This window comes from Pseudomonas nitroreducens, assembly GCF_014204515.1.
GTDB classification, from domain to species: domain Bacteria; phylum Pseudomonadota; class Gammaproteobacteria; order Pseudomonadales; family Pseudomonadaceae; genus Pseudomonas; species Pseudomonas nitritireducens_A.
The window spans coordinates 76645-96488 of sequence record NZ_JACHLI010000022.1 but is presented as its reverse complement, the minus strand read 5'-3'; the positions used below and the strand labels follow the sequence as shown (position 1 = coordinate 96488).

At 65.9% G+C, this 19844-nt stretch carries 22 protein-coding genes and 1 riboswitch; of the genes, 13 read left to right on the top strand and 9 right to left on the bottom strand.

All coding sequences use genetic code 11. From position 1 onward, the window contains the following. Window position 1 precedes the first annotated feature (1 nt). Window positions 2–640 carry a uracil phosphoribosyltransferase gene (gene upp, locus HNP46_RS23665; RefSeq protein ID WP_184593865.1) on the bottom strand — a complete coding sequence of 213 codons (639 nt, stop codon included), beginning with the start codon at window positions 638–640 and terminating at the stop codon, window positions 2–4. Window positions 641–795: 155 nt separating this feature from the next. On the opposite strand from upp, the gene HNP46_RS23660 reads away from it, so the two are divergent. From HNP46_RS23660 to HNP46_RS23650, 3 genes are all read left to right on the top strand, one after another. Beyond that, on the top strand, window positions 796–1353 hold the full coding sequence (locus tag HNP46_RS23660) for a hypoxanthine-guanine phosphoribosyltransferase (protein ID WP_017519718.1): 558 nt from the start codon (window positions 796–798) through the stop codon (window positions 1351–1353). A gap of 2 nt (window positions 1354–1355) precedes the next feature. After that, entirely contained in the window at window positions 1356–1832 is a 477-nt protein-coding gene (locus HNP46_RS23655) for a WbuC family cupin fold metalloprotein (protein WP_184593863.1), read from the top strand. Window positions 1833–2129: 297 nt separating this feature from the next. Next, window positions 2130–3554 carry an aldehyde dehydrogenase family protein gene (locus HNP46_RS23650; RefSeq protein ID WP_184593861.1) on the top strand — a complete coding sequence of 475 codons (1425 nt, stop codon included), beginning with the start codon at window positions 2130–2132 and terminating at the stop codon, window positions 3552–3554. Here HNP46_RS23650 and HNP46_RS23645 read toward each other — a convergent pair. Beyond that, window positions 3538–4455 carry a LysR family transcriptional regulator gene (locus HNP46_RS23645; RefSeq protein WP_184593859.1) on the bottom strand — a complete coding sequence of 306 codons (918 nt, stop codon included), beginning with the start codon at window positions 4453–4455 and terminating at the stop codon, window positions 3538–3540. The two genes, HNP46_RS23650 and HNP46_RS23645, sit on opposite strands and share 17 nt — an antisense overlap. 148 nt (window positions 4456–4603) lie before the next feature. On the opposite strand from HNP46_RS23645, the gene HNP46_RS23640 reads away from it, so the two are divergent. The 3 genes from HNP46_RS23640 (at window position 4604) to HNP46_RS23630 (ending at window position 6106) form a co-directional block, all read left to right on the top strand. Beyond that, window positions 4604–5083, top strand: a complete 480-nt coding sequence (locus HNP46_RS23640) for a hypothetical protein (RefSeq protein WP_409372452.1) — start codon at window positions 4604–4606, stop codon at window positions 5081–5083. Window positions 5084–5181: 98 nt separating this feature from the next. Continuing rightward, complete coding sequence (locus tag HNP46_RS23635) at window positions 5182–5469, top strand: PA4642 family protein (RefSeq protein ID WP_184593855.1); 288 nt, start codon at window positions 5182–5184, stop codon at window positions 5467–5469. A 235-nt stretch (window positions 5470–5704) separates the two neighbouring features. Next, a complete protein-coding gene (locus tag HNP46_RS23630) occupies window positions 5705–6106 on the top strand; it encodes a VOC family protein (protein ID WP_184593853.1) in 402 nt (133 codons plus the stop codon). 58 nt (window positions 6107–6164) lie between these two features. Here the strand turns inward: HNP46_RS23630 and mqo are convergent, their stop codons facing one another. After that, complete coding sequence (gene mqo / locus HNP46_RS23625) at window positions 6165–7658, bottom strand: malate dehydrogenase (quinone) (protein WP_184593851.1); 1494 nt, start codon at window positions 7656–7658, stop codon at window positions 6165–6167. Window positions 7659–8454: 796 nt separating this feature from the next. Between mqo and HNP46_RS23620 the strand changes: the two genes are divergently transcribed. Beyond that, window positions 8455–9042, top strand: a complete 588-nt coding sequence (locus tag HNP46_RS23620) for a YajG family lipoprotein (protein WP_184593849.1) — start codon at window positions 8455–8457, stop codon at window positions 9040–9042. A 63-nt stretch (window positions 9043–9105) separates the two neighbouring features. Here HNP46_RS23620 and HNP46_RS23615 read toward each other — a convergent pair whose 3' ends face one another. After that, window positions 9106–9312 (bottom strand): hypothetical protein, encoded by a 207-nt coding sequence (locus tag HNP46_RS23615; RefSeq protein ID WP_184593847.1) that lies wholly within the window; start codon window positions 9310–9312, stop codon window positions 9106–9108. Window positions 9313–9575: 263 nt separating this feature from the next. On the opposite strand from HNP46_RS23615, the gene HNP46_RS23610 reads away from it, so the two are divergent. Continuing rightward, window positions 9576–9854 carry a hypothetical protein gene (locus HNP46_RS23610; RefSeq protein WP_184593845.1) on the top strand — a complete coding sequence of 93 codons (279 nt, stop codon included), beginning with the start codon at window positions 9576–9578 and terminating at the stop codon, window positions 9852–9854. Window positions 9855–9898: 44 nt separating this feature from the next. Here the strand turns inward: HNP46_RS23610 and HNP46_RS23605 are convergent, their stop codons facing one another. Further along, on the bottom strand, window positions 9899–11059 hold the full coding sequence (locus HNP46_RS23605) for a 1-acyl-sn-glycerol-3-phosphate acyltransferase (protein WP_184593843.1): 1161 nt from the start codon (window positions 11057–11059) through the stop codon (window positions 9899–9901). 138 nt (window positions 11060–11197) lie between these two features. Between HNP46_RS23605 and HNP46_RS23600 the strand changes: the two genes are divergently transcribed. From HNP46_RS23600 to HNP46_RS23590, 3 genes are read left to right on the top strand one after another with little or no spacing between them, the layout of a single operon-like run. Then, entirely contained in the window at window positions 11198–11380 is a 183-nt protein-coding gene (locus tag HNP46_RS23600; RefSeq protein ID WP_184593841.1) for a CPXCG motif-containing cysteine-rich protein, read from the top strand. Continuing rightward, window positions 11380–11646, top strand: coding sequence for a DUF2007 domain-containing protein (locus HNP46_RS23595; protein ID WP_184593839.1), 267 nt, complete (start codon window positions 11380–11382; stop codon window positions 11644–11646). Before HNP46_RS23600 ends, HNP46_RS23595 begins: the two co-directional genes overlap by 1 nt. Window positions 11647–11677: 31 nt before the next feature. Next, window positions 11678–12289 carry an SOS response-associated peptidase gene (locus HNP46_RS23590; protein ID WP_184593837.1) on the top strand — a complete coding sequence of 204 codons (612 nt, stop codon included), beginning with the start codon at window positions 11678–11680 and terminating at the stop codon, window positions 12287–12289. Window positions 12290–12468: 179 nt separating this feature from the next. On the opposite strand, the gene HNP46_RS23585 is transcribed toward HNP46_RS23590, so the two are convergent. Continuing rightward, a complete protein-coding gene (locus HNP46_RS23585) occupies window positions 12469–14601 on the bottom strand; it encodes a methyl-accepting chemotaxis protein (protein ID WP_184593835.1) in 2133 nt (710 codons plus the stop codon). A gap of 338 nt (window positions 14602–14939) precedes the next feature. Between HNP46_RS23585 and HNP46_RS23580 the strand changes: the two genes are divergently transcribed. Together HNP46_RS23580 and HNP46_RS23575 are read left to right on the top strand one after the other, a co-directional pair. Beyond that, window positions 14940–15758, top strand: a complete 819-nt coding sequence (locus HNP46_RS23580; protein WP_184593833.1) for a M48 family metallopeptidase — start codon at window positions 14940–14942, stop codon at window positions 15756–15758. A 77-nt stretch (window positions 15759–15835) separates the two neighbouring features. Beyond that, window positions 15836–16819, top strand: coding sequence for an NAD-dependent epimerase/dehydratase family protein (locus tag HNP46_RS23575; RefSeq protein ID WP_184593831.1), 984 nt, complete (start codon window positions 15836–15838; stop codon window positions 16817–16819). 162 nt (window positions 16820–16981) lie between these two features. Here HNP46_RS23575 and HNP46_RS23570 read toward each other — a convergent pair whose 3' ends face one another. From HNP46_RS23570 to HNP46_RS23560, 3 genes are all read right to left on the bottom strand, one after another. Next, window positions 16982–17425 (bottom strand): ketosteroid isomerase-related protein, encoded by a 444-nt coding sequence (locus tag HNP46_RS23570; RefSeq protein WP_184593829.1) that lies wholly within the window; start codon window positions 17423–17425, stop codon window positions 16982–16984. Between the two features lie 100 nt (window positions 17426–17525). Next, a complete protein-coding gene (locus HNP46_RS23565) occupies window positions 17526–18107 on the bottom strand; it encodes a TMEM165/GDT1 family protein (RefSeq protein ID WP_184593827.1) in 582 nt (193 codons plus the stop codon). Between the two features lie 103 nt (window positions 18108–18210). Then, a riboswitch (yybP-ykoY riboswitch) is annotated at window positions 18211–18318 on the bottom strand. 43 nt (window positions 18319–18361) lie between these two features. Next, the gene (locus HNP46_RS23560; protein ID WP_184593943.1) at window positions 18362–19819 is read right to left on the bottom strand and encodes an amino acid permease; all 1458 of its coding nucleotides are present in this window, start codon (window positions 19817–19819) and stop codon (window positions 18362–18364) included. Window positions 19820–19844 lie beyond the last annotated feature (25 nt).

The window sequence follows — 19844 nt, the reverse complement described above, 5'->3', positions numbered from 1 at the left end:
ATCAGGTGTCCTTCTGCTTGGTGCCGAAGATCTTGTCACCGGCATCGCCCAGGCCCGGCATGATGTAGCCGCTCTCGTTCAGGCACTGGTCGATGGAGGCGGTATAGATGAGCACGTCCGGATGCGCATCGTTGACTGCCTTGATGCCTTCCGGCGCCGCTACCAGCACCATGGCGCGGATGTCCTTGCTGCCGGCTTTCTTCAGCAGGTTGATGGTGGCGACCATGGAGCCGCCGGTGGCGAGCATCGGGTCGATGATCAGCGAGCGGCGCTCGGCGATATCCGGCGCGAGCTTTTCCAGGTAGGTGTGCGCTTCGAGGGTTTCCTCGTTGCGTGCCACGCCCACGGCGCTGACCTTGGCGCCCGGGATCAGGCTGAGCACGCCGTCGAGCATGCCGATGCCGGCGCGCAGGATCGGCACCACGGTGATCTTCTTGCCGGCGATCTTCTCCACCTGCACCGGGCCCGCCCAGCCTTCGATCTCGTAGTTTTCCAGCGGCAGGTCCTTGGTCGCCTCGTAGGTCAGCAGGGCGCCCACTTCCTGGGCCAGCTCGCGGAAATTCTTGGTGCTGATATCGTTGCGACGCATCAGTCCGAGCTTGTGGCGGATCAGGGGATGGCGGATCTCGAGGACGGGCATGGACGGGTTCTCCGGACGGGCTGGCAAAAAAATTGCGGTAGCGTAATGCATCCTAGCTACCTTGGGCCACGATTGTCGGCGACATTCGTCCGCTGACCCTTGCTCCGTGGCACGCCGATAGGTACCTTTGCGCACTTTTTCACGGGAGAACCCCCATGTCCGTCGATCTCGCGCACATTCGCCAAGTCATGGCCGAAGCCGACTGCCTGTACACCAACGCCGAGGTAGAGGCCGCCATCGCCCGTGTGGCCGAGGCCATCAACGGCTCCCTGGCCGATACCAACCCGGTGGTGTTCTGCGTGATGAACGGCGGCCTGATCTTCTCCGGCAAGCTGCTCCCGCTGCTGAATTTCCCGCTGGAAGCCTCCTACCTGCATGCGACCCGTTACCGCAACGAGACCACCGGCGGCGAGCTGTTCTGGAAGGCCAAGCCGGAAATCTCCTTCATCGACCGCGAAGTGCTGATCATCGACGACATCCTCGACGAAGGGCACACCCTCTCGGCGATCATGGACTTCTGCAAGCATGCCGGCGCCAAGCGCGTGCACACCGCCGTGCTGATCGACAAGGACCACGACCGCAAGGCCCGTCCGGACCTGAAGGCCGACTACGTGGGCCTGTCCTGCATCGACCGCTACATCTTCGGTTACGGCATGGACTACAAGGGCTACTGGCGCAACGCCGCCGGCATCTTCGCTGTTAAAGGTCTTTGAAGATGAGCGGGCCGCGTTTCCTCGACAGCGCGCTGTTCGACGAGGTCGCGGCCCGCGCCGCCGCCAGCCCCCGGCGCCGGCAGAACCACAACTTCCATGAGCAGAGCGAGCCCTGCCATCGCCTGCTCAATGCGCTGCAGCCGGACAGCTACATCCCGCCGCATTGCCACCGTCACCCCGACAAGGGCGAAAGCCTGCTGGTGGTTAAGGGCGCGCTGGGCCTGCTGATCTTCTCCGACAGCGGCGAGCTGCTGACCACCCGCGTGCTGCGCGCGGGCGGCGAATGCGTCGGTGCGGACCTGCCGCCGGGCACCTTCCACGCCATCGTGGCGCTGGAGCCGGACAGCATCATGTTCGAAGCCAAGGCCGGCCCCTTCGTGCCGCTGGGCGAGGACGAGCGCGGGCAGTGGGCGCCGCGCGAAGGCGAGGCGGGCGCTGCTGAATACCTGGCGTGGATGCGCGCTCAGTTCCCGCAATGAGCTCTGCACTCGCCTGCGCCGATGGGCGCGCTGTCGCTATCGTAGGAGCGGACTCCGTCCGCGATGGGCTTCCGGCACTGAATCCCGCACGCGCGTAGGAGCGGACTCTGTCCGCGATGGGCTGGCCACAACTCCTGGGTTGAGCGGAGCGGCGGCGAGTCGATCGCGGACGGAGTCCGCTCCTACGCCCATGCATGCATCGAGATGGATCGATGCATGCATGGGCTGACGTGCATTTTTGCCGATGCATGCCCCGCCTATCCTGCGAGCCTCACCAGACAACCGCCCGAGGTTCGCATGTCCCGTCTCCTTTATATCGATGGCCAATGGCAGCCCGCTGACAGCGGCGCCGTCCTGCGCCCGATCGCTCCTGCCACCCGTGAAGCGCTGCCGGAAGTCGCCTGCGCCGGTGTGTCCGACGTGGAGCGCGCCGTCGCTGCCGCCCAGCGCGCCTTCGCCGACTGGCGCCTGACCAGCGCCGCCCAGCGTGCCGGCTATCTGCGCGCCTTCGCCGAGCAGCTCGAAGCCCGCAGCGAAGCGCTGATCACCCTGCAGATGCAGGCCAGCGGCAAGCCGCGCCTGGAAGCGGAAATCGATATCGGCGACGCCATCGCCACTTTCGCCTACTACGCCGAACTGGCCGACCAGCTGGACGCCCGGCAGAACGCCGAAGTCGCCCTGCCGGACGCCGGCTACCGCTCGCAGACGCGCTTGGAGCCCATCGGCGTGGTCGGCCTGATCGTGCCGTGGAACTTCCCGCTGGTGACCAGCGCCTGGAAAGTCGCGCCGGCCCTGGCCGCGGGCTGCACCGTGGTGCTCAAGCCCTCGGAGATCACTCCACTTATCGAGCTGGTACTGGGTGAGATCGCCGACGCCATCGGCCTGCCGGCTGGCGTGCTGAACCTGGTGCCGGGCCTGGCCGATGCTGGCGCCGCCCTGTGCAGCCATCCGGGCATCGCCAAGCTGTCCTTCACCGGCAGCAACGCCGTCGGCCGCAAGGTCATGGAAGCCGCCGCCGCGCGCACTCTGCCGGTGGGCCTGGAGCTGGGTGGCAAGTCGCCGATCCTGGTGTTCGAGGACTGCGATATGGATGAGGCCGTGCAGTGGATCATCGCCGGCGTGTTCTGGAACGCCGGGCAGATGTGCTCCGCCACCTCGCGCCTGCTGGTGCAGGAATCCATCGCCGCGCCGTTGCTGGCGAAGCTGAAGGTCGCGGTGGAAGGCCTGCGTGTCGGCAACTCGCTGCTGGGCGAAACCGACATGGGCCCGATGACCAGCGAGGCGCAGTACCGCAAGGTGCTCGACTACTTCGCAGTGGCCCGCGATGAAGGCCTGGCTTGCCTGACCGGTGGCGAGGCGGGCGAGGGCTGGTTCATCCAGCCGACCGTCTATACCGACGTGCCGGCGGACAGCCGCCTGTGGCGCGAGGAAATCTTCGGTCCGGTGCTCTGTGTACGCACCTTCGCTGATGAAGCGGATGCCCTGGCTCAGGCCAACGACAGCGACTTCGCCCTGGCGGCCACCGTGTGCAGCGCCGATCTCGCGCGCGCCCAGCGCGTTGCCGAGAATCTGGAAGCCGGCAATGTCTGGCTGAACTCGCCGCAAGTGGTGTTCCCGCAGACTTCCTGGGGCGGCGGCAAGCGCAGCGGCATCGGCCGCGAGCTGGGCCCGTGGGGGCTGTCGGCGTTCTTCGACATCAAGCACATCACCGCGCCGCGCTGAGCGGTGTCACCCCGTGCTCCCGGCGCAGGTCCTCGACCAGCGCCTGGAGCGCTTCGTTGTGTCCCGGCTCGTCGCGTACCACCAGGCTGTGGGTGATGCCGTAGCCGAGGCTGTCCGGCAGCAGCGCACGCATTTCGCCCTGTTCGACCCAGCGCTCGGCGTAGTGGGTGGGCAGGTAGCCCAGGTGTGTGCCGGCGCGTACGGCGTGCAGCACTGCTTCCATGTGCTGGGCGAAGGCCGTGCTGCGCTGAGGGTCGGCCGGCAGTTGCACGTCGGCCACGGCGTAACCGTGCTGAATCCAGTTGCAGCTTTCCAGTTCGCCTGCGTCCTTCACGTCTTGGGTGAAGAGCGGATGTTCGCGCCCGCAGAACACTGCTACCCGCTCGTGGTACAGCGGTTCGTAGCGCAGGTTGGGCAGGCGCCGGCTGAAGCAGGCGATGGCCAGGTGCAGGCGGCCGCTGAGCACCAGGCGCTCCAGTTCGCTGGAGGATTCGATGAGGAAATGCAGGCGCACGTCCTGGTCGCGGCGGTTGAAGCGCGCCAGGGTCTGGTGGATTCGCGCATCGGGGAGGGTGGCGATGTTGTCGGCCAGGCCCAGGTGCAGCTCCCCCACCAGACGCCCGGCCAGGGATTGCACCTGGTCGCGGAAGTCGCCCAGCGCGGCGAACAGGTTCTGCGCGTAGTCGAGCACCCGCTCGCCCTTCTCGGTCAGGCGGAAACCGCTCTTGCCGCGTTCGCACAGGCGGTAGCCCAGGCGCGTCTCCAGGCTGGCGATGTGAGTGCTGATGGTCGACTGGCCCATGCCCAGTTCGCCCTGGGCGGCGGAAAAGCCGCCGCAGCGCACCACGCAGGCGAAGATGCGCAGCAGGCGCAGGTCGAGATCGGAGACGTTATGCAGCATCGCGGACGGGCCTGTTTCGATGTGAGATGTGCCTGACGTTGAAGGCTATCAATGTATCGCGGAGCTTGCCATGAGCGCCTGTCGTGGCGCTTCGGGCCCGTGCTAGAGTGCTCGGCCCTGTTCCGCGGAGGTGATGATGTCCGTTCGCATGCCGGGCGCCGTGCTGGCGCTGTTGTTCTGCCTTCCCCTCGGCTTTGCCGCCGCCGTTGCCGCGCCGATGCACAGCCAGTTCCTGCCGCCGGACGACGCCAGCCTGCGCCAGGGTGAGCCGGAGCAGCAGCAACTGCTGCAGGTCACCGAGTACAGCGTGGTGCTGGGCAACCAGCGCCAGTCCAGCCAGCAGCCGATCCCGATCACCACGCCGTCGCTGCTGCGCCTGAAGGGCAAGCCGCTGAACAAGGGCGCGCAGATCAGCCAGGTGGTGATCAGCTTCGACGCCGAGGGCAAGAGCCTGAAGAAGCCGGCCTACGACGAGAAAACCCGCGTGCTCAGCCTGTATTACCCGCAGGCGGCTTATCCCCAGCTGCTCGACCTGCTGCGCAACGGCACCGTCTACGTGCAGTTCCTCACTTACGGCAACGGCCATATCTGGGCCGACCTGCACACCGGCGCCGTGCGTGCGCGTTGAGCCGCGCCCGGCGCAGGGTTAAACTGCCCGACCCCTGGTGCCCGGCCTGAGCCATTGCCGGCCGCGATCCCCGAGACAGCCGTAGAGAGAAGCGAGCGATGCGTAAAGACAAGAAGCAGGTGATTGGCGAAGAGATCAACGACGACGCCGTCAAGCTGTTCCTCGACGTGGAACCGGCCGACGACACCCCGGCGTCCCTGCACAAGCTGGTCAAGGCCTACCGCGGCCTGCGCATCGACGACTTCGAGCGCTTCGTCGGCTTCTTCGTCGAGGCCGGCTACGACCTGTCCGCCAAGGACGCCCAGGGTAATGACTTTGTCGCCCTGATCCAGGACCAGCGCCAGGCCGAGCCCTACATCGAATTGATCAAGGCCGCCCGCGGCTGATCGATCCGCTTCGCCGAAAAGCCCGCCTTGTGCGGGCTTTTTTGTTCGCGCGATTTCGGCAGGGAGACTCGACGTAGGATGGCGTGGAGCGCAGCGATACCCATCACCTCCGGGCCGCGGACCGCATGGGTATCGCTGCGCTCCACCCATCCTACGAAAACCCTGGCCGGACGCCTCTGCAAAACCCCGCCTAGACTTCTCCTCACAACGATAACGACAAGGCGAGGACGAAGCCGTGCAAGTACAGCCCTATCTGTTTTTCCATGGTCGCGCCGATGAGGCCATTGCTTTCTACCAGCGCGCGGTGGGTGCTCAGCTCGGCGCGCTGATGCGCTTCGAGGAGGCGCCCGGCCCCGCGCCAGTGCCTGATGGCTGGCTGGACAAGGTCATGCACGCCAGCCTGCAGATCGGCGAAACCGAAGTCTTCCTGTCCGATGGGCGCGGCGAGCACAACGCCGCCTTCAATGGCTTTTCCCTGCACCTGACGCTGCGCAGCGTGGTGGCGGCGGAGCAGGCGTTCGCCGCCCTGGCGGAGGAGGGGCGGGTGGAGATGCCGCTGGAGAAAACCTTCTGGGCGCAGCGCTTCGGCATGCTCACCGATCGCTTTGGCGTCGGCTGGATGGTCAGCTGCCACTGAGTTTGTCGCCAGAACGAAAAAGCCCGCCAAATGGCGGGCTTTTTCATGAGCGCAAGGCTCAGGACGCGGCGACGATCTGCAGACGGTCGGCGGTCATCTGGTTGACTTCGCGGTACACCGCGGCGTCGGTTTCCAACTGCTTCTCGCGGGCCGGGAAGATCTCCTTGAGCTTCGCGGTCCACTCGGCCGACTGGTAGCGCTCGGGGAAGCAGCGCTCCAGCAGGCCCAGCATGATCGACACGGTGACCGAGGCGCCCGGCGAGGCGCCGAGCAGAGCGGCGATGCTGCCGTCCTGGGCCGCCACCAGTTCGGTACCGAACTGCAGGATGCCGCCTTTCTTCGGGTCCTTCTTGATGATCTGCACGCGCTGGCCGGCGGTTTCGAGGCGCCAGTCGGCCGGGTTCAGCTCCGGGTAGAACTTGCGCAGGGCTTCGATGCGCTGGTCCATGGACTGCATGACTTCCTTCACCAGGTAGCGGGTCAGGTCCATGTTGTCGCGGGCCACGGCGAGCATCGGCAGCAGGTTGCTGGTGCGCACCGAAAGCGGCAGGTCGAGGAACGAACCGTGGCGCAGGAACTTGGTGGAGAAGCCGGCGTAGGGGCCGAACAGCAGGGAGGTCTTGCCTTCCACTACGCGAGTGTCCAGGTGCGGCACGGACATCGGCGGGGCGCCGACTTCGGCCTGGCTGTAGACCTTGGCCTGGTGGTGCTTGACCACTTCCGGGTTGTCGCAACGCAGCCACTGGCCGCTCACCGGGAAGCCGCCGAAGCCCTTGCTTTCCGGGATGCCGGACATCTGCAGCAGCGGCAGCGCGCCGCCGCCGGCGCCGAGGAAGACGAACTTCGCCTTGACCTTGCGGGCGTCACCGGTCTGGGTGTTCTTGATATCCACCAGCCAGCCGTCACCGCTGCGCTCGAGGCCGACGACTTTCTGGAAGTAGCGGACTTCGCTGCCTTCGCGGCTGGAGAGGTAGCCCAGCAGCTGGTTGGTCAGGGCGCCGAAGTTGACATCGGTGCCGCTGGCGACGCGGGTCATCGCGACCTGCTCGTCGGCCGGACGGCCGGGGATGGTCAGCGGGGCCCACTCGGCGATCTGCGCGCGGTCCTCGGTGTATTCCATCGAGGTGAAGGCGTGGTGCTGGCTGAGCAGCTCATGACGCTTCTTCAGGAAGGGAATGTCCTTGCCACGCACGAAGCTCATGTGCGGAACCGGATTGATGAAGTTGCGCGGCGCGCCGAAGGCGTCCTTCCCGGTCAGGTAGGCCCAGAACTGCTTGGACACCTCGAACTGGGCGTTGATGTTCACCGCCTTCTTGATGTCGATCGAGCCGTCAGCCGCCTGCGGGGTGTAGTTCAGCTCGCAGAGGCCGGCGTGACCGGTGCCGGCGTTGTTCCACGGGTTGGAACTCTCGATGGCTCCGGATTCCTGCAGTTCGACGATCTCAAGCTTCACGCCCGGATCGACTTCCTTGAGCAGGACAGCCAGGGTTGCGCTCATGATGCCGGCGCCGACCAGCAGCACGTCCATCGATTCGATTTCGTTCTGCGCCATTAACGCGTCTCCAAAACTATCAGCAGCCAGTTGTGACAAGGGTTTCGCGCCCACTGCGCAAAACCATTGTCCGAATTCTTCTCAGGTCAAAGGACCTTTCGCGAATGTCTCGGGCCGGGATCGGAGGAGGAGAATGCGCACCTTCTCGGCAATCCACGGACGGACAAGTCATCCGCAAGTGCATCGGGGAGTGGCGCTTAAGCGCGGCTTCCGGTGCCGAAAAAGCGATTCAGTGCTGCGGGGTCAGACGTCAATGGTGCTACCAACGCAAAACTCTTCATTGCTCGCCACACTCTCGTGAAGTAGTGAAAAACCTTCGATCACGCTCTTTTGGAGACGTGAAGCTCAAAGGGGATCGTCGTCGCGGGCCGGTCCGGTCTCCGTGCGGAGGGGGCGGCTGCATCCATGCCAAGTTCTGCGCAACGAACGTACAAAGCGCGACGGCCAGTGACCGAGGCGAGTGGCGACTCTCTTTGAGGGGTGGCAGGAGCGAGACACGGTGTGTCGGCATCGTGCGGGGCCCGACCAGGAGGCGTCCTTATAATCGGGGGGCGATTATAACGGCGAAACACAAAAAAAAGCTCTGCACCTTAGACTTTTTTCCTAGTGTGTACCCCTTGCTTCCCTGTTTGTGCCCTGTCCCGGTGCGTCTTGCCTCCAGGTGGGTCAAGGCGGCCGATCGCCGCGTGGTCGGGGAACCCTGAGAACGGGTTCCGCGTCCAATGGCCAAGCGCTATCTGACCGCGCTGAGCGCCGGTATACTGCCGGCCATCGCTTACCCCATGGAGAGATGAGCATGTTGCCTCGCCTGTTGCTCGGCTTTATCGCTGCTGCCAGCCTGACCCTGACCGGCTGCGCCCTCAGCCCGCAACAACTCAACCCGACCCCCGAGTTCAAGGGGCCGGTGGCTGCCGTTGGCCAAGGCCAACCGGTGGTGGTGAAAGTCGTCGACGGTCGCCCGAGCACTGCGCTGGGTACCCGTGGCGGCCTGTACTCGGAAACCAGCCAGCTGACCGTGCGCAGCGAAGACGTGATTCCCAAGGTGCAGCTGCAGGCCGAGACCGCCGTGCGCCTGCTGGGCTTCACCCCGTCGCCCAACGCCTACAACGCACCGACCCTGACGCTGACCCTGACCGAACTGAAGTACCAGTCGCCCAAGGAAGGCGTGTACGTGACCGAGGCTGACATCGGCGCCACCTTCCGCGCCGACGTGCAGAGCGGAACCCGTCGCTACAGCGGCCGCTACGGCGCTTCGACCAACCAGCGCTTCGGCATGGCGCCCAACCAGGCGACCAACACCAAGCTGGTGAGCGAAGTGCTCAGCGACGCGCTGACCCGCGTGTTCAAGGACCCGACCATCGGCCAGACGCTGAACCAGCGCTGATCGATCCGGCCATGAAAAAGCCCGCCAGTTGGCGGGCTTTTTCATGGGAGTCGTGCAGGCCGATCAGGCGGCCTGGCGATACGGGTCGACCTCGAACGAACGCAGGCGCTCGTGGGTCTCCGGCAGGTCCAGGTGTTCGTGGCCGATGGCCTGGGTGTAGACCAGCCAGTGGTCGTCCTGGACGTTGAACGAGAGTTCGACGACCACGGCTTCGATTTCTTCCAGGTGTTCGATCAGGTAGGCATTTTCGTGGGGGACGATGTCGAGCATGGCGAATCTCCTTGGCGAAAGACCGGGTTTGCAGAATTCGTTGAAGCCAGCACCGTGCCAGGACGCGGAAATGGCCTTAGACCATTTCTCGATAATTCTTACGCTCGTCGTAAATAAGCGTTGCGCGCTGGCTGCGATGGCGGCCCAGCGGATAAAATGCGCGACCATTGTTTCTCATCCATGACGGGCCATGCCCGTTCGTCCAGACTGACCCCCGCTTTGCTTCGAAGTCGTAGGCGTACAGTTCTGAAGCGGAGGTTGTGATGTCGCTGCAGGCGCTCTGGAGTCTCTTCCAGGCCCATCCCGGTCGTCTCGTGAATGACCTGGCCCTGTTCTTCGCCCTGGCCGGTGGCTGGCTGCTGCTGGCGACCCGTCGCCGCGAGCGCCTCGCCCTGGCACGCCTGGCCGCCGAGAGCGAAGTCGCCCCGGTGCCGCTGGACAGCGTCGAGCCCACCGCGCGGATGAACCGCTTCTTCTACCGTTTCGGCTTCGCCTGCATGGCGCTGGCCGTGACGGTGAGCTGGTACAGCACCCAGCTCTGATCGATCTGGATGGAAACGAAAAAGGCGCCCGAGGGCGCCTTTTTTCATGCCGGCTGCTTGAGCCGGTACTGGTTCAGCACGGGGTTTGCGTACTGCAGGATCAGGTGGCCGCGCTGCTCCGCGGGGCATTCGCCCAGGCGACGCTCCCATTCGGTGCGCGCGCGCTGCAGTTCCTCGGCCTTGAACAGGGTCTCGGCGCGCGGCACGTTCAGCGCGGCATCGCGCAGCTCGGAGGCCTCGTAGGCGAGGTAGTGCACCGGGAACAGCCGGTAGTTGCCGAGGATCTGCCGGTCCAGCTCGGCGGCGAGCTGTTTGGCGTCGGCGAAGTCGCCGGTGATCTCCTCGCCGAAGTTGATGTGCACCCGGCCCTTGTAGCCGGTGATGCCCTGCACGATGCTGCGGTCGTCCTCGCCCGGCGCCTTCTTGTAATCGCCCGTGGTGGCGCGGGTGAACAGCTCGCGGGCCTTGGCCGCATCACACGGGTCGTATTCGTAGCTGATGGACACCGGGATCAGGTGCAGCTGGCGCACCACCTCGGCGAACGGCTCGTCCTTGCGGCTCATGTGGAACATCTTGAGGATCGCCGAATCGGTGCGGTCGTCACCGTCCTTGGCGCGGCCTTCGGCCTGGGCGATCCAGATCGACTGGACGTCCTGGCAGATCGAGTGATTGATGTAGGCCGAGAGGTTCTGGTACGCCGCCAGCTTCTCGCGGCGCCCGCTGATCGAGCGGTGCACGATGAAGCTCTTGTTCAGGCGCATCAGGTCGCTGACGAAGGGTTTCTGCAGCAGGTTGTCGCCGATGGCGATGCGCGGCGTCGGCAGCTTGGCGTGGAAGATCGCGTAGTTGCAGAACGCCGGGTCCATCACGATATCGCGGTGGTTGGCGATGAACAGGTAGGCGCGCCCGGACTTCAGGCGCTCGACGCCCGAGTAGGTGACGCCGTCGGTGGCGTGTTCGATGGTGCGGTCGACGTAGGGCTCGAACTTGTCCTGCAGCTCGGCGACGCTGCGGATGCCGATGATCTCGCGCGCCAGCCGATGGGCTATAAGAGGTCTGAGCAGCCAGCCGAATGGACCGGACAGACGCGGGAAACGGTAGCGCGCCAGCGCGCCGAGGAAGGCGTCATCGCTCAGCAGGCGCTGCAGGACAGCCGGGACTTCGGCGTCGTTGTACGGTCGGATGGCTTCGAACTCGCCCATCATGCTCTCTATGAATTCCAGGGGTATCACGGGCCAAGCCGCGACGTAGACGGCTCGGGAGGGTATTGCGCGACCGCGTGGTCCGGACGGGCACCCAAAAAGACCGCGCGATTATAAACGGAAGTCACGGGGGAGCCAGCGATGCTCGAAAGTCAGACCTATTCCTGCCCTTATTGCGGTGAGCCGGCCGAGGCCGTGCTCGACCTCTCCGGAGGCGACCAGAGCTACTATGAGGATTGCCCGGTGTGTTGCCGGCCGATCCTGTTCCAGCTGCACACCGATGGTGAGCAGTGGACCCTGGAAGTCCAGCGCGAGGACGATTGATGCAGCGAATCTACGAACCCGCCGACCTGATCGAAGCCGAGCTGCTGGGCGGCATGCTGGCCAACGAGGGCATTTCGTCACACCTGGGCGGACGCCACCTGGTCGGCGGTATCGGCGAGCTGCCCGGCATGGGCCTGCTGCACCTTTGGGTGGAAGACGACGAGGCCCAGCGGGCGCGCGAGCTGATCGCCGCGTACAATGCCGCGCAACCCTTGCCGGGGCCTGCCGACGATCATGAAGGCGGTCCGGGCGTCCTGCTTTGCTGAATTCCTCTGCTCAAGGTCCCCACTCGCTCCGATGACCAGCCGCTACGCCCTGTTCCGCTGGAACCGCGAACTTGCCGACAGCGCCGGCTTCCCGGCCGACCTGCAGCCGCAATGGAGCATCGCGCCCGGCGCCCGCGTGCTGATGCTGCGCGAGGAGCAAGGCGCGCGCCATGCCGATCTGGCTCGCTGGGGCCTGACGCCGGCCTGGCTCAAGGACCTGTCGCGCACTCCCGCCCACGCCCGCACCGAAACCGTCGTCGAACAGCCGATGTTCCGCGACGCCTTCGCCCAGCGCCGCTGCCTGCTGCCGGCCAACGGCTTCTACGAATGGCGCGGCGTGCGCAAGCGGCCGCACTGGATTTCCGGTGGCGGGTTGATCTGCTTCGCCGGGCTGTGGGAGGCCTACCCGGTGGAAGGCCACACCTACTACAGCGTGGCGATGCTGACCCAGGCGGCGGGCGACCTGCGCCGGCCGCTGATTCTGGATGCCGCGGAGCAGGCGCAGTGGCTGTCGAACGAGACGCCCGTTGCGCGCTTGATGGAACTGCTGCAGTTGCCCCAGGCGCGGCTGCGCGAGCAGGCGCTGGCGAACTTCATCAACGATCCGACCTGCAATGGGCCGGAGTGCCTGACGCCGGCGTGATGTTCCGTGCCTGGGTTGCCCTCACCCTAACCCTCTCCCGGAGGGAGAGGGGACTGATGGGCGCAGGCTGAAACCTTGGCGTCAGCCGGTACGGACGGCCCCCCTCTCCCTGAGGGAGAGGGCTGGGGTGAGGGGGAAGCATGGGCAGCGGGCCCAGGCGATCACGCCACACCTTGCCCCTATACCTTGAACTGATTCACCAGCCGCCGCTGCTGCTCGGCCAGCTTGGTCAGCTCGGCGCTGGCCTGGGAGGCTTCGTCGGCGCCGCCGGCTACCTGGTTGGCGACCATGCCGATGTTGGCGACGTTGCGGTTGATGTCCTCGGCCACCGCGCTCTGCTCCTCGGCGGCGCTGGCGATCTGGGTGTTCATGTCGTTGATCACCGACACCGCCTGGGTGATCGACTCCAGCGCCTGGGCTGCTTCGCCAGCGTGGCGCACGCTGTCGGCGGTCTTGTCCTGGCTCTGCTGCATCACCTGCACCACATCGCGGGTGCCGCTCTGCAGCTGCTGGATCATCGACTGGATTTCCTGGGTGGCCTGCTGGGTCTTCTGCGCGAGGTTGCGTACCTCGTCGGCGACCACGGCGAAGCCACGGCCCTGCTCACCGGCGCGGGCGGCCTCGATGGCGGCGTTGAGCGCCAGCAGGTTGGTCTGCTCGGCGATACCGCGGATGGCCACCAGGATCGCGTTGATGTTCTCGCTGTCGCGGGCCAGGGATTGCACCACGCCCACCGCACGGCCGATCTCGCTGGCCAGCGCCTGGATCGCCGTGGAGCTGCTCTCGACGATGCGCTTGCCATGGTGCGCGGCCTGGTCGGCGTGGTTGGCGGCTTCGGCCGCGTGGGTGGCGTTGCGCGCCACGTCCTGGGCGGTGGCGGTCATCTCGTGGACGGCGGTGGCCACCAGCTCGATTTCTGCCAGCTGCTTCTGCACGCCCTGGTTGGTGCGGATGGCGATGTCGGCAGTGTGCTCGGAAGAATCGCTGACGTGCTGCACCGAGGTCACCACCTGGCCGATCATGCCCTGCAGCTTGCCGAGGAAGGTGTTGAAGCCCTTGGCGATGGAGCCCAGCTCGTCGGCGCGGTCGCTGGACAGACGACGGGTGAGGTCGCCTTCGCCCTGGGCGATGTCATCGAGCATGCCGACCAGTTGGCGCAGCGGCCGGGCGATGCCGTGGCCGACCAGCCAGATCACGGCCAGGCCGATGGCGGCGATGATCAGGCCGACCAGCGCCATGCCCAGGGTGTCGCTGTCGCGCTGGGCCTTGAGGTCACTCTGCAGCTGGTTCAGGTCACCCAGCACGGCTTCCTGCGGCAACTGCAGCATCAGGGTCCAGCGCGCGCCGGAATCGGCGATGGTGAAGGGCAGGAACAGTTCGATATGGCCGTGCTCCTTGTCCAGCGAGGTCAGCGGCTGGTCGAGGGTGAGCTTGCTCAGGTTGGCCACTTCGTTGGCGTCGAGCACGGTGCTGGCGGACTCGCCGAGCTTGGACGGGTCCTTGGTGTAGGCGACCAGGCGGCCGTTGGTAGAGATCAGCGCCATCTCGCCGGCGCCGTCGTAGAGCTGGCTGTCGGCGGTCTTGAGCAGGTCCTGGATGAAGTCCAGCGACAGGTCCACGCCGACGGTGCCCTTGAACTGACCCTTGACCATGATCGGTGCGTTGAACGAGGACATCAGCACCATCTTGCCGGCCATCTCGTAGGGCGCCGGGTCGATGATGCAGGGCTGGTGCTTCTCCTTCGGGCACAGGTAGTACTCGCCTTCGCGCACGCCGGTGGGCTGCATCTTCTGGCTTTCCAGGGTGTCGCCCATGGCTTCCACGGTCAGGCTGCCGTCCTTGCGGTACCACCAGGGCATGAAGCGGCCGCTGGCGTCATAGCCGGGCAGGCCCGAGTACTGGCTGTCCTTGCCGGCGAAGGCGTCGGGTTCCCAGCCGGCGAAGGCGTCGAGCAGCTTGGGGTTCTGCGCCACGGTCTGGCGCAGCAGGTTGGACATGCCGGCGCGGCCGATGCCCAGCAGCGGCTGGCCGTTGGCGTCGGTTTCGTCGAGCAGGGCGTTGGTGTTGGCCAGATCGCGGGCGACGGTGAGCGGGTATTCCAGCTCGCGCTGGATCTGGCTGACCTGGCCGCGGGCCAGGGCCACCAGGCGCTCGTTGATGACCTGTTCGAGCAGGGCCTGGGTGCGATCCTGCACCAGTGCCTGGGTTCGGGAGCCGGCGAACAGCGCGTAGAGCACCAGCGCGGCGACCACCGCCAGAACGCTGGCACCCGCCAGCGCGACCACGGAAAACTGGATCGACTTGAATTTCATACGGGTACCCGGAATGTCCCAGAGGCGTGCTTGTCTATCTGTATCGGCAGGCCTTCGGGAATTCCTTAGGCGGCCGTTGTAAAGGGTTGTAACGCGTCTGTTTGCCGCCTGTCGCAGGATTGTCGGCAGCGAGCGGTGGGTCTAGCATGTGATGTCATTGTGAAATTATCGCTGCCCAGCGGACGCCTGCCCGCCGGCGCAGAGGGCGGCCCCCTGGGGCCCCGGGAGTTTTCCTAAGTCACTGCTGCGCCGACTGTTTCGCGGTGGTTGCCGGCCACCGGGGGTGGGCCTACCATGCGCGCTGTCCGTGGGAGATTGCATTGTTTCGGGAGAGCAACATGCCCAGAGTTTTCCGGGTGGCCGGCATCGCCGCTGCCCTGCTGCTGAGCGCCTGCCAGCAGGTGAATACCACCAGTGGCGGCGTCGTCGGCGTCGAGCGCAAGCAGAACATGTTCAGCATGCTGTCCAGCGCGCAGGTCGACCAGATGTACGCGCAGTCCTACCAGCAGACCCTCAGCGAGGCCTCCAAGGCCGGCAAGCTGGACGCCACCAGCAGCGATGCCAAACGCGTCAAGGCCATCGCCGACCGCCTGATTCCGCAGACCGGCGCCTTCCGCCCGGATGCGCCGTCGTGGCAGTGGGAAGTCAACGTCATCCAGAGCGATGAGCTCAACGCCAACTGCGGCCCCGGCGGCAAGATCATCGTCTATACCGGGCTGATCGATAAGCTCAAGCTGACCGACGACGAGCTGGCCGCGGTGATGGGCCACGAGATCGCCCACGCCCTGCGCGAGCACGGCCGCGAGGCGATGTCCCGCGCCTACGCCGAGCAGGTCGGCCTGGGCCTGGGCGGGCAGTTGCTCGGCCTGGGCCAGACCAGCATGGACATGGCCCACCAGGTGGTGGAATACAGCATGACCCTGCCCAACAGCCGGCAGAACGAGAACGAGGCCGACCTGATCGGCCTGGAATTGGCGGCTCGCGCCGGCTATAACCCCAACGCCGCGATCAGCCTGTGGCAGAAGATGGGCCAGGCCGGCGGCGATGCACCGCCGGAAATCCTCAGTACCCACCCGGCGGACAGCACGCGGATGGCCAACCTGCAGGCCGCCATTCCCAAGGTCATGCCGCTCTACGAGCAGTCGAAGTCCCGCTGACAGCAGCACGTGAACATCTCGAACGGCCAGGGGCGGCGTAAGGTTGCGCCGCTTTCTACAGTGAACAGGGAGCACCCGTGAAAATCGCTGTACTCGGAGCCACCGGGCTCCTGGGCCACCACGCCGCCCGTGCGATCAAGGCGGCGGGCCATCAACTGGTGCTGATCCACCGACCGTCATCGCAGATCCAGCGCCTGGCCTACCTGGAGCCGGAGTGCCGGGTGGCTGAACTCTTCGATCACCAGGGCATGGCCCGCGCGCTCGCCGGGCTCGACGCGGTGATCTTCAGCGCCGGCTACTACCCGGTGCGCCCGCGGCGCTGGCAGGAGGAGGTCGCCAGCGCGCTGGACCTGACCAACCATTTCTACGCCGCCTGCCTGCAGGCGAAAGTGCCGCGCATCCTCTACGTCGGTTCGGCCTTCGCCATGCCCTCGCATCCCCAGGGGCTGCCGGGGCACGAAGGGCTGTTCTACGAGGGTCTGCCCACCGGCAAGAGCGCCTACGTGATGTGCAAGTGGGCGCTCGACGAACAGGCCCGCGAGCAGGCCCGTGGCGGGCTGCCGGTGGTCATCGGGATTCCCGGCATGGTGCTGGGCGAGCTGGACATCGGCCCGACCACCGGGCGCCTGATCACCGCCATCGGCCGCGACGAGATGCTGCACTACGTACCGGGCCGGCGGAACGTCATCGATGCTTCCGAGGCCGGGCGCGGCCTGCTCATGGCGCTGGAGCGCGGCCGGGTGGGTGAGCGTTACCTGCTCACCGGGCACAACATCGAGATGGGCGAGCTGACCGCCACCATTGCCCGGTTGCTGGGCAAGCCGGCGCCGACGCCCATGCCGCTGCACCGCGCCCGCGCGCTGGCGACCCTGGGCCGCTGGCGCTATCGGCTGACCGGCAAGATGCCGCTGCTGGATGACACCGCCATCGAGGTCATGGCCGGCGGGCAGTTCCTCGATGGCCGCAAGGCGCGCGAAGAGCTGGGCTTCGAGTCCCACGTGCCGCTGGGGGACACGCTGGAGCGGGCCATTTCCTGGTTCCACGCCAACGATTACCTCTGACTCGGGGGCCTGGACTGATCTTGTAGGAGCGGATTCATCCGCGATCCGGCCGACAGGCCGGTGCTGGCTGTAGGGCACCGCTGTCGCGGTGATCGCGGATGAATCCGCTCCTACGAAAAGCGCACAAGAAAAAGCCCGGCAGATGCCGGGCTTTTTCGTTTGTCAGGGCAGCGCCTTCTCGGCGAAGGGCCGGTTGGGCAGCCCCATCTGTGCGCGGAAGCTTTCCATGTCGAACAAGGTGCACAGCTCCCGCACCTGGCCCTGGCTGTCGAAGACCCAGAAGCCCATGGCGGAGATGCTGACGATGCGGTCGCTGACCGGATAGCCCAGCACCGGGCGGGCGATGCTGCCCATCAGGGTGCTCCAGGTGAAGACCTTGTTGCCCTCGCGGATGCATTCCTCCACGGCGACTTCCAGGTCGTCCATGCCGCTGCGGATTTCCTCCACCAGCGCCCGGTAGCCGGCGTTGTCCAGCGGCTGGGCAGTAAAGGCGCTCTTGTAGATGAAGTCCGGGCTGTGCAACTGCTCCACCAGCGCCAGGTGTCCCTTGTTCCAGGCGAGGTCGACGTGGTGGCGGGCGATCTTCTTCAGGTCCTTTTCCGGCATGGCGACATCCTTTGTCGAGGGAGGCGGAAGCGTCACTGTGTATCGCTGGCGATACACGCGCATTGGCCGGCGCGCCAGCCTCCCGTCGGCCGGATGGTCGTCAGATGAACCCGCCCAGTTTCAGCGCGTGCCAGATGGCGGCCAGGCCCAGAACGGCGAACGCGGCGGCGGCCAGGCGGCGGATCAGGTTCAGCGGCAGGCGCTCGGCGGCGAAGTTGCCGGCCAGCACCACCGGCACGTTGGCGATCAGCATGCCCAGGGTGGTGCCGATCACCACCAGCCAGAAATGCGGGTACTGCGCGGCCAGCATCACTGTAGCGACCTGGGTCTTGTCGCCCATCTCGGCGAGGAAGAAGGCGATCAGGGTGGTGAGGAAGGGGCCGAACTTCTTCAGCGAGCCTTCTTCGTCGTCATCCAGCTTGTCCGGAATCAGCGTCCAGCCGGCGACCGCCAGGAAGGACACGGCCAGGACCCAGCTCAGGGTGGCCTCGGAGAAGAACGAGGCGACCCAGCTGCCGACGGCGCCGGCGGCGAAGTGGTTGGCCAGGGTGGCGGCGATGATCCCGGCGATGATCGGCCAGGGCTTGCGGAAGCGCGCGGCGAGGACGAGCGCGAGCAGTTGCGTCTTGTCGCCGATTTCCGCCAGGGCAACGATCAGGGTGGGGACGAACAGGGATTCCATCAGGCGTTCCTAAAGGGGCGGGTCGACTAATCACCATGACACGCGCCACCTGCCCGCCCCGGGTCAGGTTGCTCGTGTCATAGGTCTTGTCGAACCCGGGCCTGAACGCTGCAGGCCTGGGTCGCACGCGCCATGGTCTGCGGACCAAGTATGTTGACGCGTGCCGGGCGAGCAGGGCGCTCGCGGGAGACTACTCCCCTAGGACGGGGCGCATTCTGCCCAAGTCGTAGGACTTGGGCAAGCTGCCAGTAGGATCAGTCCGTCTTCGGCTGCACATCCATGTCTTCGTAGCGGATGAAGCGGGTGCCGTTCTTGAACCGGTAGCCCAGCCAGATCGCCAGGAACAGCGGGATGGTGATGTAGGTGGCGATCAGCCCGGCCCAGTCCACGTGCTCGCCGACGAAGGCCTGGTAGTTCTGGCCCAGGGTGATGATCAGGCACAGGGTGAAGGCGAACAGCGGGCCCAGCGGGAACCACTTGGCGCGGTAGGGCAGGTCGTCGAGGTTGCCGCCCTGCAGCACGAAGCCCTTGCGGAAGCGGTAGTGCGAGACGGCGATGCCCAGCCAGACGATGAAGCCGCACATGCCCGAGGCGTTGAGCAGCCAGGTGTAGACGGTCTTGTCGCCGATGAAGCTGGTGAGGAAGCACAGCGCGCCGATCAGCGTGGTGGCGTACAGCGCATAGCGCGGCACGCCGCTCTCGGACACCTGGGAGAACAGGCGCGGTGCCTTGCCCTGGGTGGCCATGGTGTAGAGCATCCGGGTCGAGGCGTACATGCCCGAGTTGCCGGCCGAGAGGATGGCCGAGAGGATCACCGCGTTCATCACGCCGGCCGCTGCGGCGAGGCCCGCGCGCTCGAACAGCAGGGTGAAGGGCGAGGTGCTGATGTCGCTGCTGTCGGTCTTGAGCAGGTTCGGATCGGTGTAGGGGATCAGCATGCCGATGACGAAGATCGACAGGATGTAGAACATCAGGATTCGCCAGAACACCTGGCGGATGGCGATGGGAATGGACTTGCGCGGATTCTCCGACTCGCCCGCGGCGACGCCGATCAGCTCGGTGCCCTGGAACGAGAAGCCGGCGATCATCGCCACCCCGATCATCGCCTGCAGGCCGCCGACGAAGGGCGCATCACCGGTGGTGAAGTTGCTGAAGCCGGGGCTGTCGATGCCGTGCATGATGCCGATGATGCTGGCCAGGCCGATGCCGATGAAGATCACCACGGCCACCACCTTGATCAGCGCGAACCAGAATTCGCTCTCGCCAAAGCCCTTCACCGAGAAGAAGTTGAGCATGAACATGATGGCCAGGAAGCCGGCGCTCCAGTACATGCCGGAGACTTCCGGGAACCAGAACTTCATCACCAGCTGCGCCGCCACCAGCTCCGCGGCGATGGTCACCGCCCAGTTGTACCAGTAGTTCCAGCCCATGGCGAAACCGAAGCCATCGTCGATGAAACGGCTGCCATAGGTGCAGAACGAGCCGGAATCGGGGATGTACGCCGCCAGCTCGCCGAGGCTGGTCATGAGGAAGAACACCATCAGGCCGATCAGCGCGTAGGCCAGCAGCGCGCCGCCGGGGCCGGCGGTGGCGATGGTGCTGCCGGAGGCGACGAACAGGCCGGTGCCGATGGAGCCGCCGATGGCGATCATGTTCAGGTGGCGCGGCTTGAGGGAGCGCTTCAGGTGATGCGGCTTCTCCTTGGGCCCCATGGCGAAGGTCAGTTCGACGTCGTCT

What these genes read in the sequence shown, in the direction of transcription:
- HNP46_RS23590 (WP_184593837.1), top strand. Translation starts at nt 11,678, where the DNA reads ATGACCAGCCGCTACGCCCTGTTCCGCTGGAACCGCGAACTTGCCGAC.
- mqo (WP_184593851.1), bottom strand. Translation starts at nt 7,658, where the DNA reads ATGGCGCAGAACGAAATCGAATCGATGGACGTGCTGCTGGTCGGCGCC.
- upp (WP_184593865.1), bottom strand. Translation starts at nt 640, where the DNA reads ATGCCCGTCCTCGAGATCCGCCATCCCCTGATCCGCCACAAGCTCGGA.
- HNP46_RS23570 (WP_184593829.1), bottom strand. Translation starts at nt 17,425, where the DNA reads ATGCCGGAAAAGGACCTGAAGAAGATCGCCCGCCACCACGTCGACCTC.
- HNP46_RS23660 (WP_017519718.1), top strand. Translation starts at nt 796, where the DNA reads ATGTCCGTCGATCTCGCGCACATTCGCCAAGTCATGGCCGAAGCCGAC.
- HNP46_RS23585 (WP_184593835.1), bottom strand. Translation starts at nt 14,601, where the DNA reads ATGAAATTCAAGTCGATCCAGTTTTCCGTGGTCGCGCTGGCGGGTGCC.
- HNP46_RS23610 (WP_184593845.1), top strand. Translation starts at nt 9,576, where the DNA reads ATGTCGCTGCAGGCGCTCTGGAGTCTCTTCCAGGCCCATCCCGGTCGT.
- HNP46_RS23615 (WP_184593847.1), bottom strand. Translation starts at nt 9,312, where the DNA reads ATGCTCGACATCGTCCCCCACGAAAATGCCTACCTGATCGAACACCTG.
- HNP46_RS23650 (WP_184593861.1), top strand. Translation starts at nt 2,130, where the DNA reads ATGTCCCGTCTCCTTTATATCGATGGCCAATGGCAGCCCGCTGACAGC.
- HNP46_RS23635 (WP_184593855.1), top strand. Translation starts at nt 5,182, where the DNA reads ATGCGTAAAGACAAGAAGCAGGTGATTGGCGAAGAGATCAACGACGAC.
- HNP46_RS23595 (WP_184593839.1), top strand. Translation starts at nt 11,380, where the DNA reads ATGCAGCGAATCTACGAACCCGCCGACCTGATCGAAGCCGAGCTGCTG.
- HNP46_RS23620 (WP_184593849.1), top strand. Translation starts at nt 8,455, where the DNA reads ATGTTGCCTCGCCTGTTGCTCGGCTTTATCGCTGCTGCCAGCCTGACC.
- HNP46_RS23640 (WP_409372452.1), top strand. Translation starts at nt 4,604, where the DNA reads ATGCCGGGCGCCGTGCTGGCGCTGTTGTTCTGCCTTCCCCTCGGCTTT.
- HNP46_RS23580 (WP_184593833.1), top strand. Translation starts at nt 14,940, where the DNA reads ATGCCCAGAGTTTTCCGGGTGGCCGGCATCGCCGCTGCCCTGCTGCTG.
- HNP46_RS23655 (WP_184593863.1), top strand. Translation starts at nt 1,356, where the DNA reads ATGAGCGGGCCGCGTTTCCTCGACAGCGCGCTGTTCGACGAGGTCGCG.
- HNP46_RS23645 (WP_184593859.1), bottom strand. Translation starts at nt 4,455, where the DNA reads ATGCTGCATAACGTCTCCGATCTCGACCTGCGCCTGCTGCGCATCTTC.
- HNP46_RS23565 (WP_184593827.1), bottom strand. Translation starts at nt 18,107, where the DNA reads ATGGAATCCCTGTTCGTCCCCACCCTGATCGTTGCCCTGGCGGAAATC.
- HNP46_RS23605 (WP_184593843.1), bottom strand. Translation starts at nt 11,059, where the DNA reads ATGATGGGCGAGTTCGAAGCCATCCGACCGTACAACGACGCCGAAGTC.
- HNP46_RS23560 (WP_184593943.1), bottom strand. Translation starts at nt 19,819, where the DNA reads ATGGGGCCCAAGGAGAAGCCGCATCACCTGAAGCGCTCCCTCAAGCCG.
- HNP46_RS23600 (WP_184593841.1), top strand. Translation starts at nt 11,198, where the DNA reads ATGCTCGAAAGTCAGACCTATTCCTGCCCTTATTGCGGTGAGCCGGCC.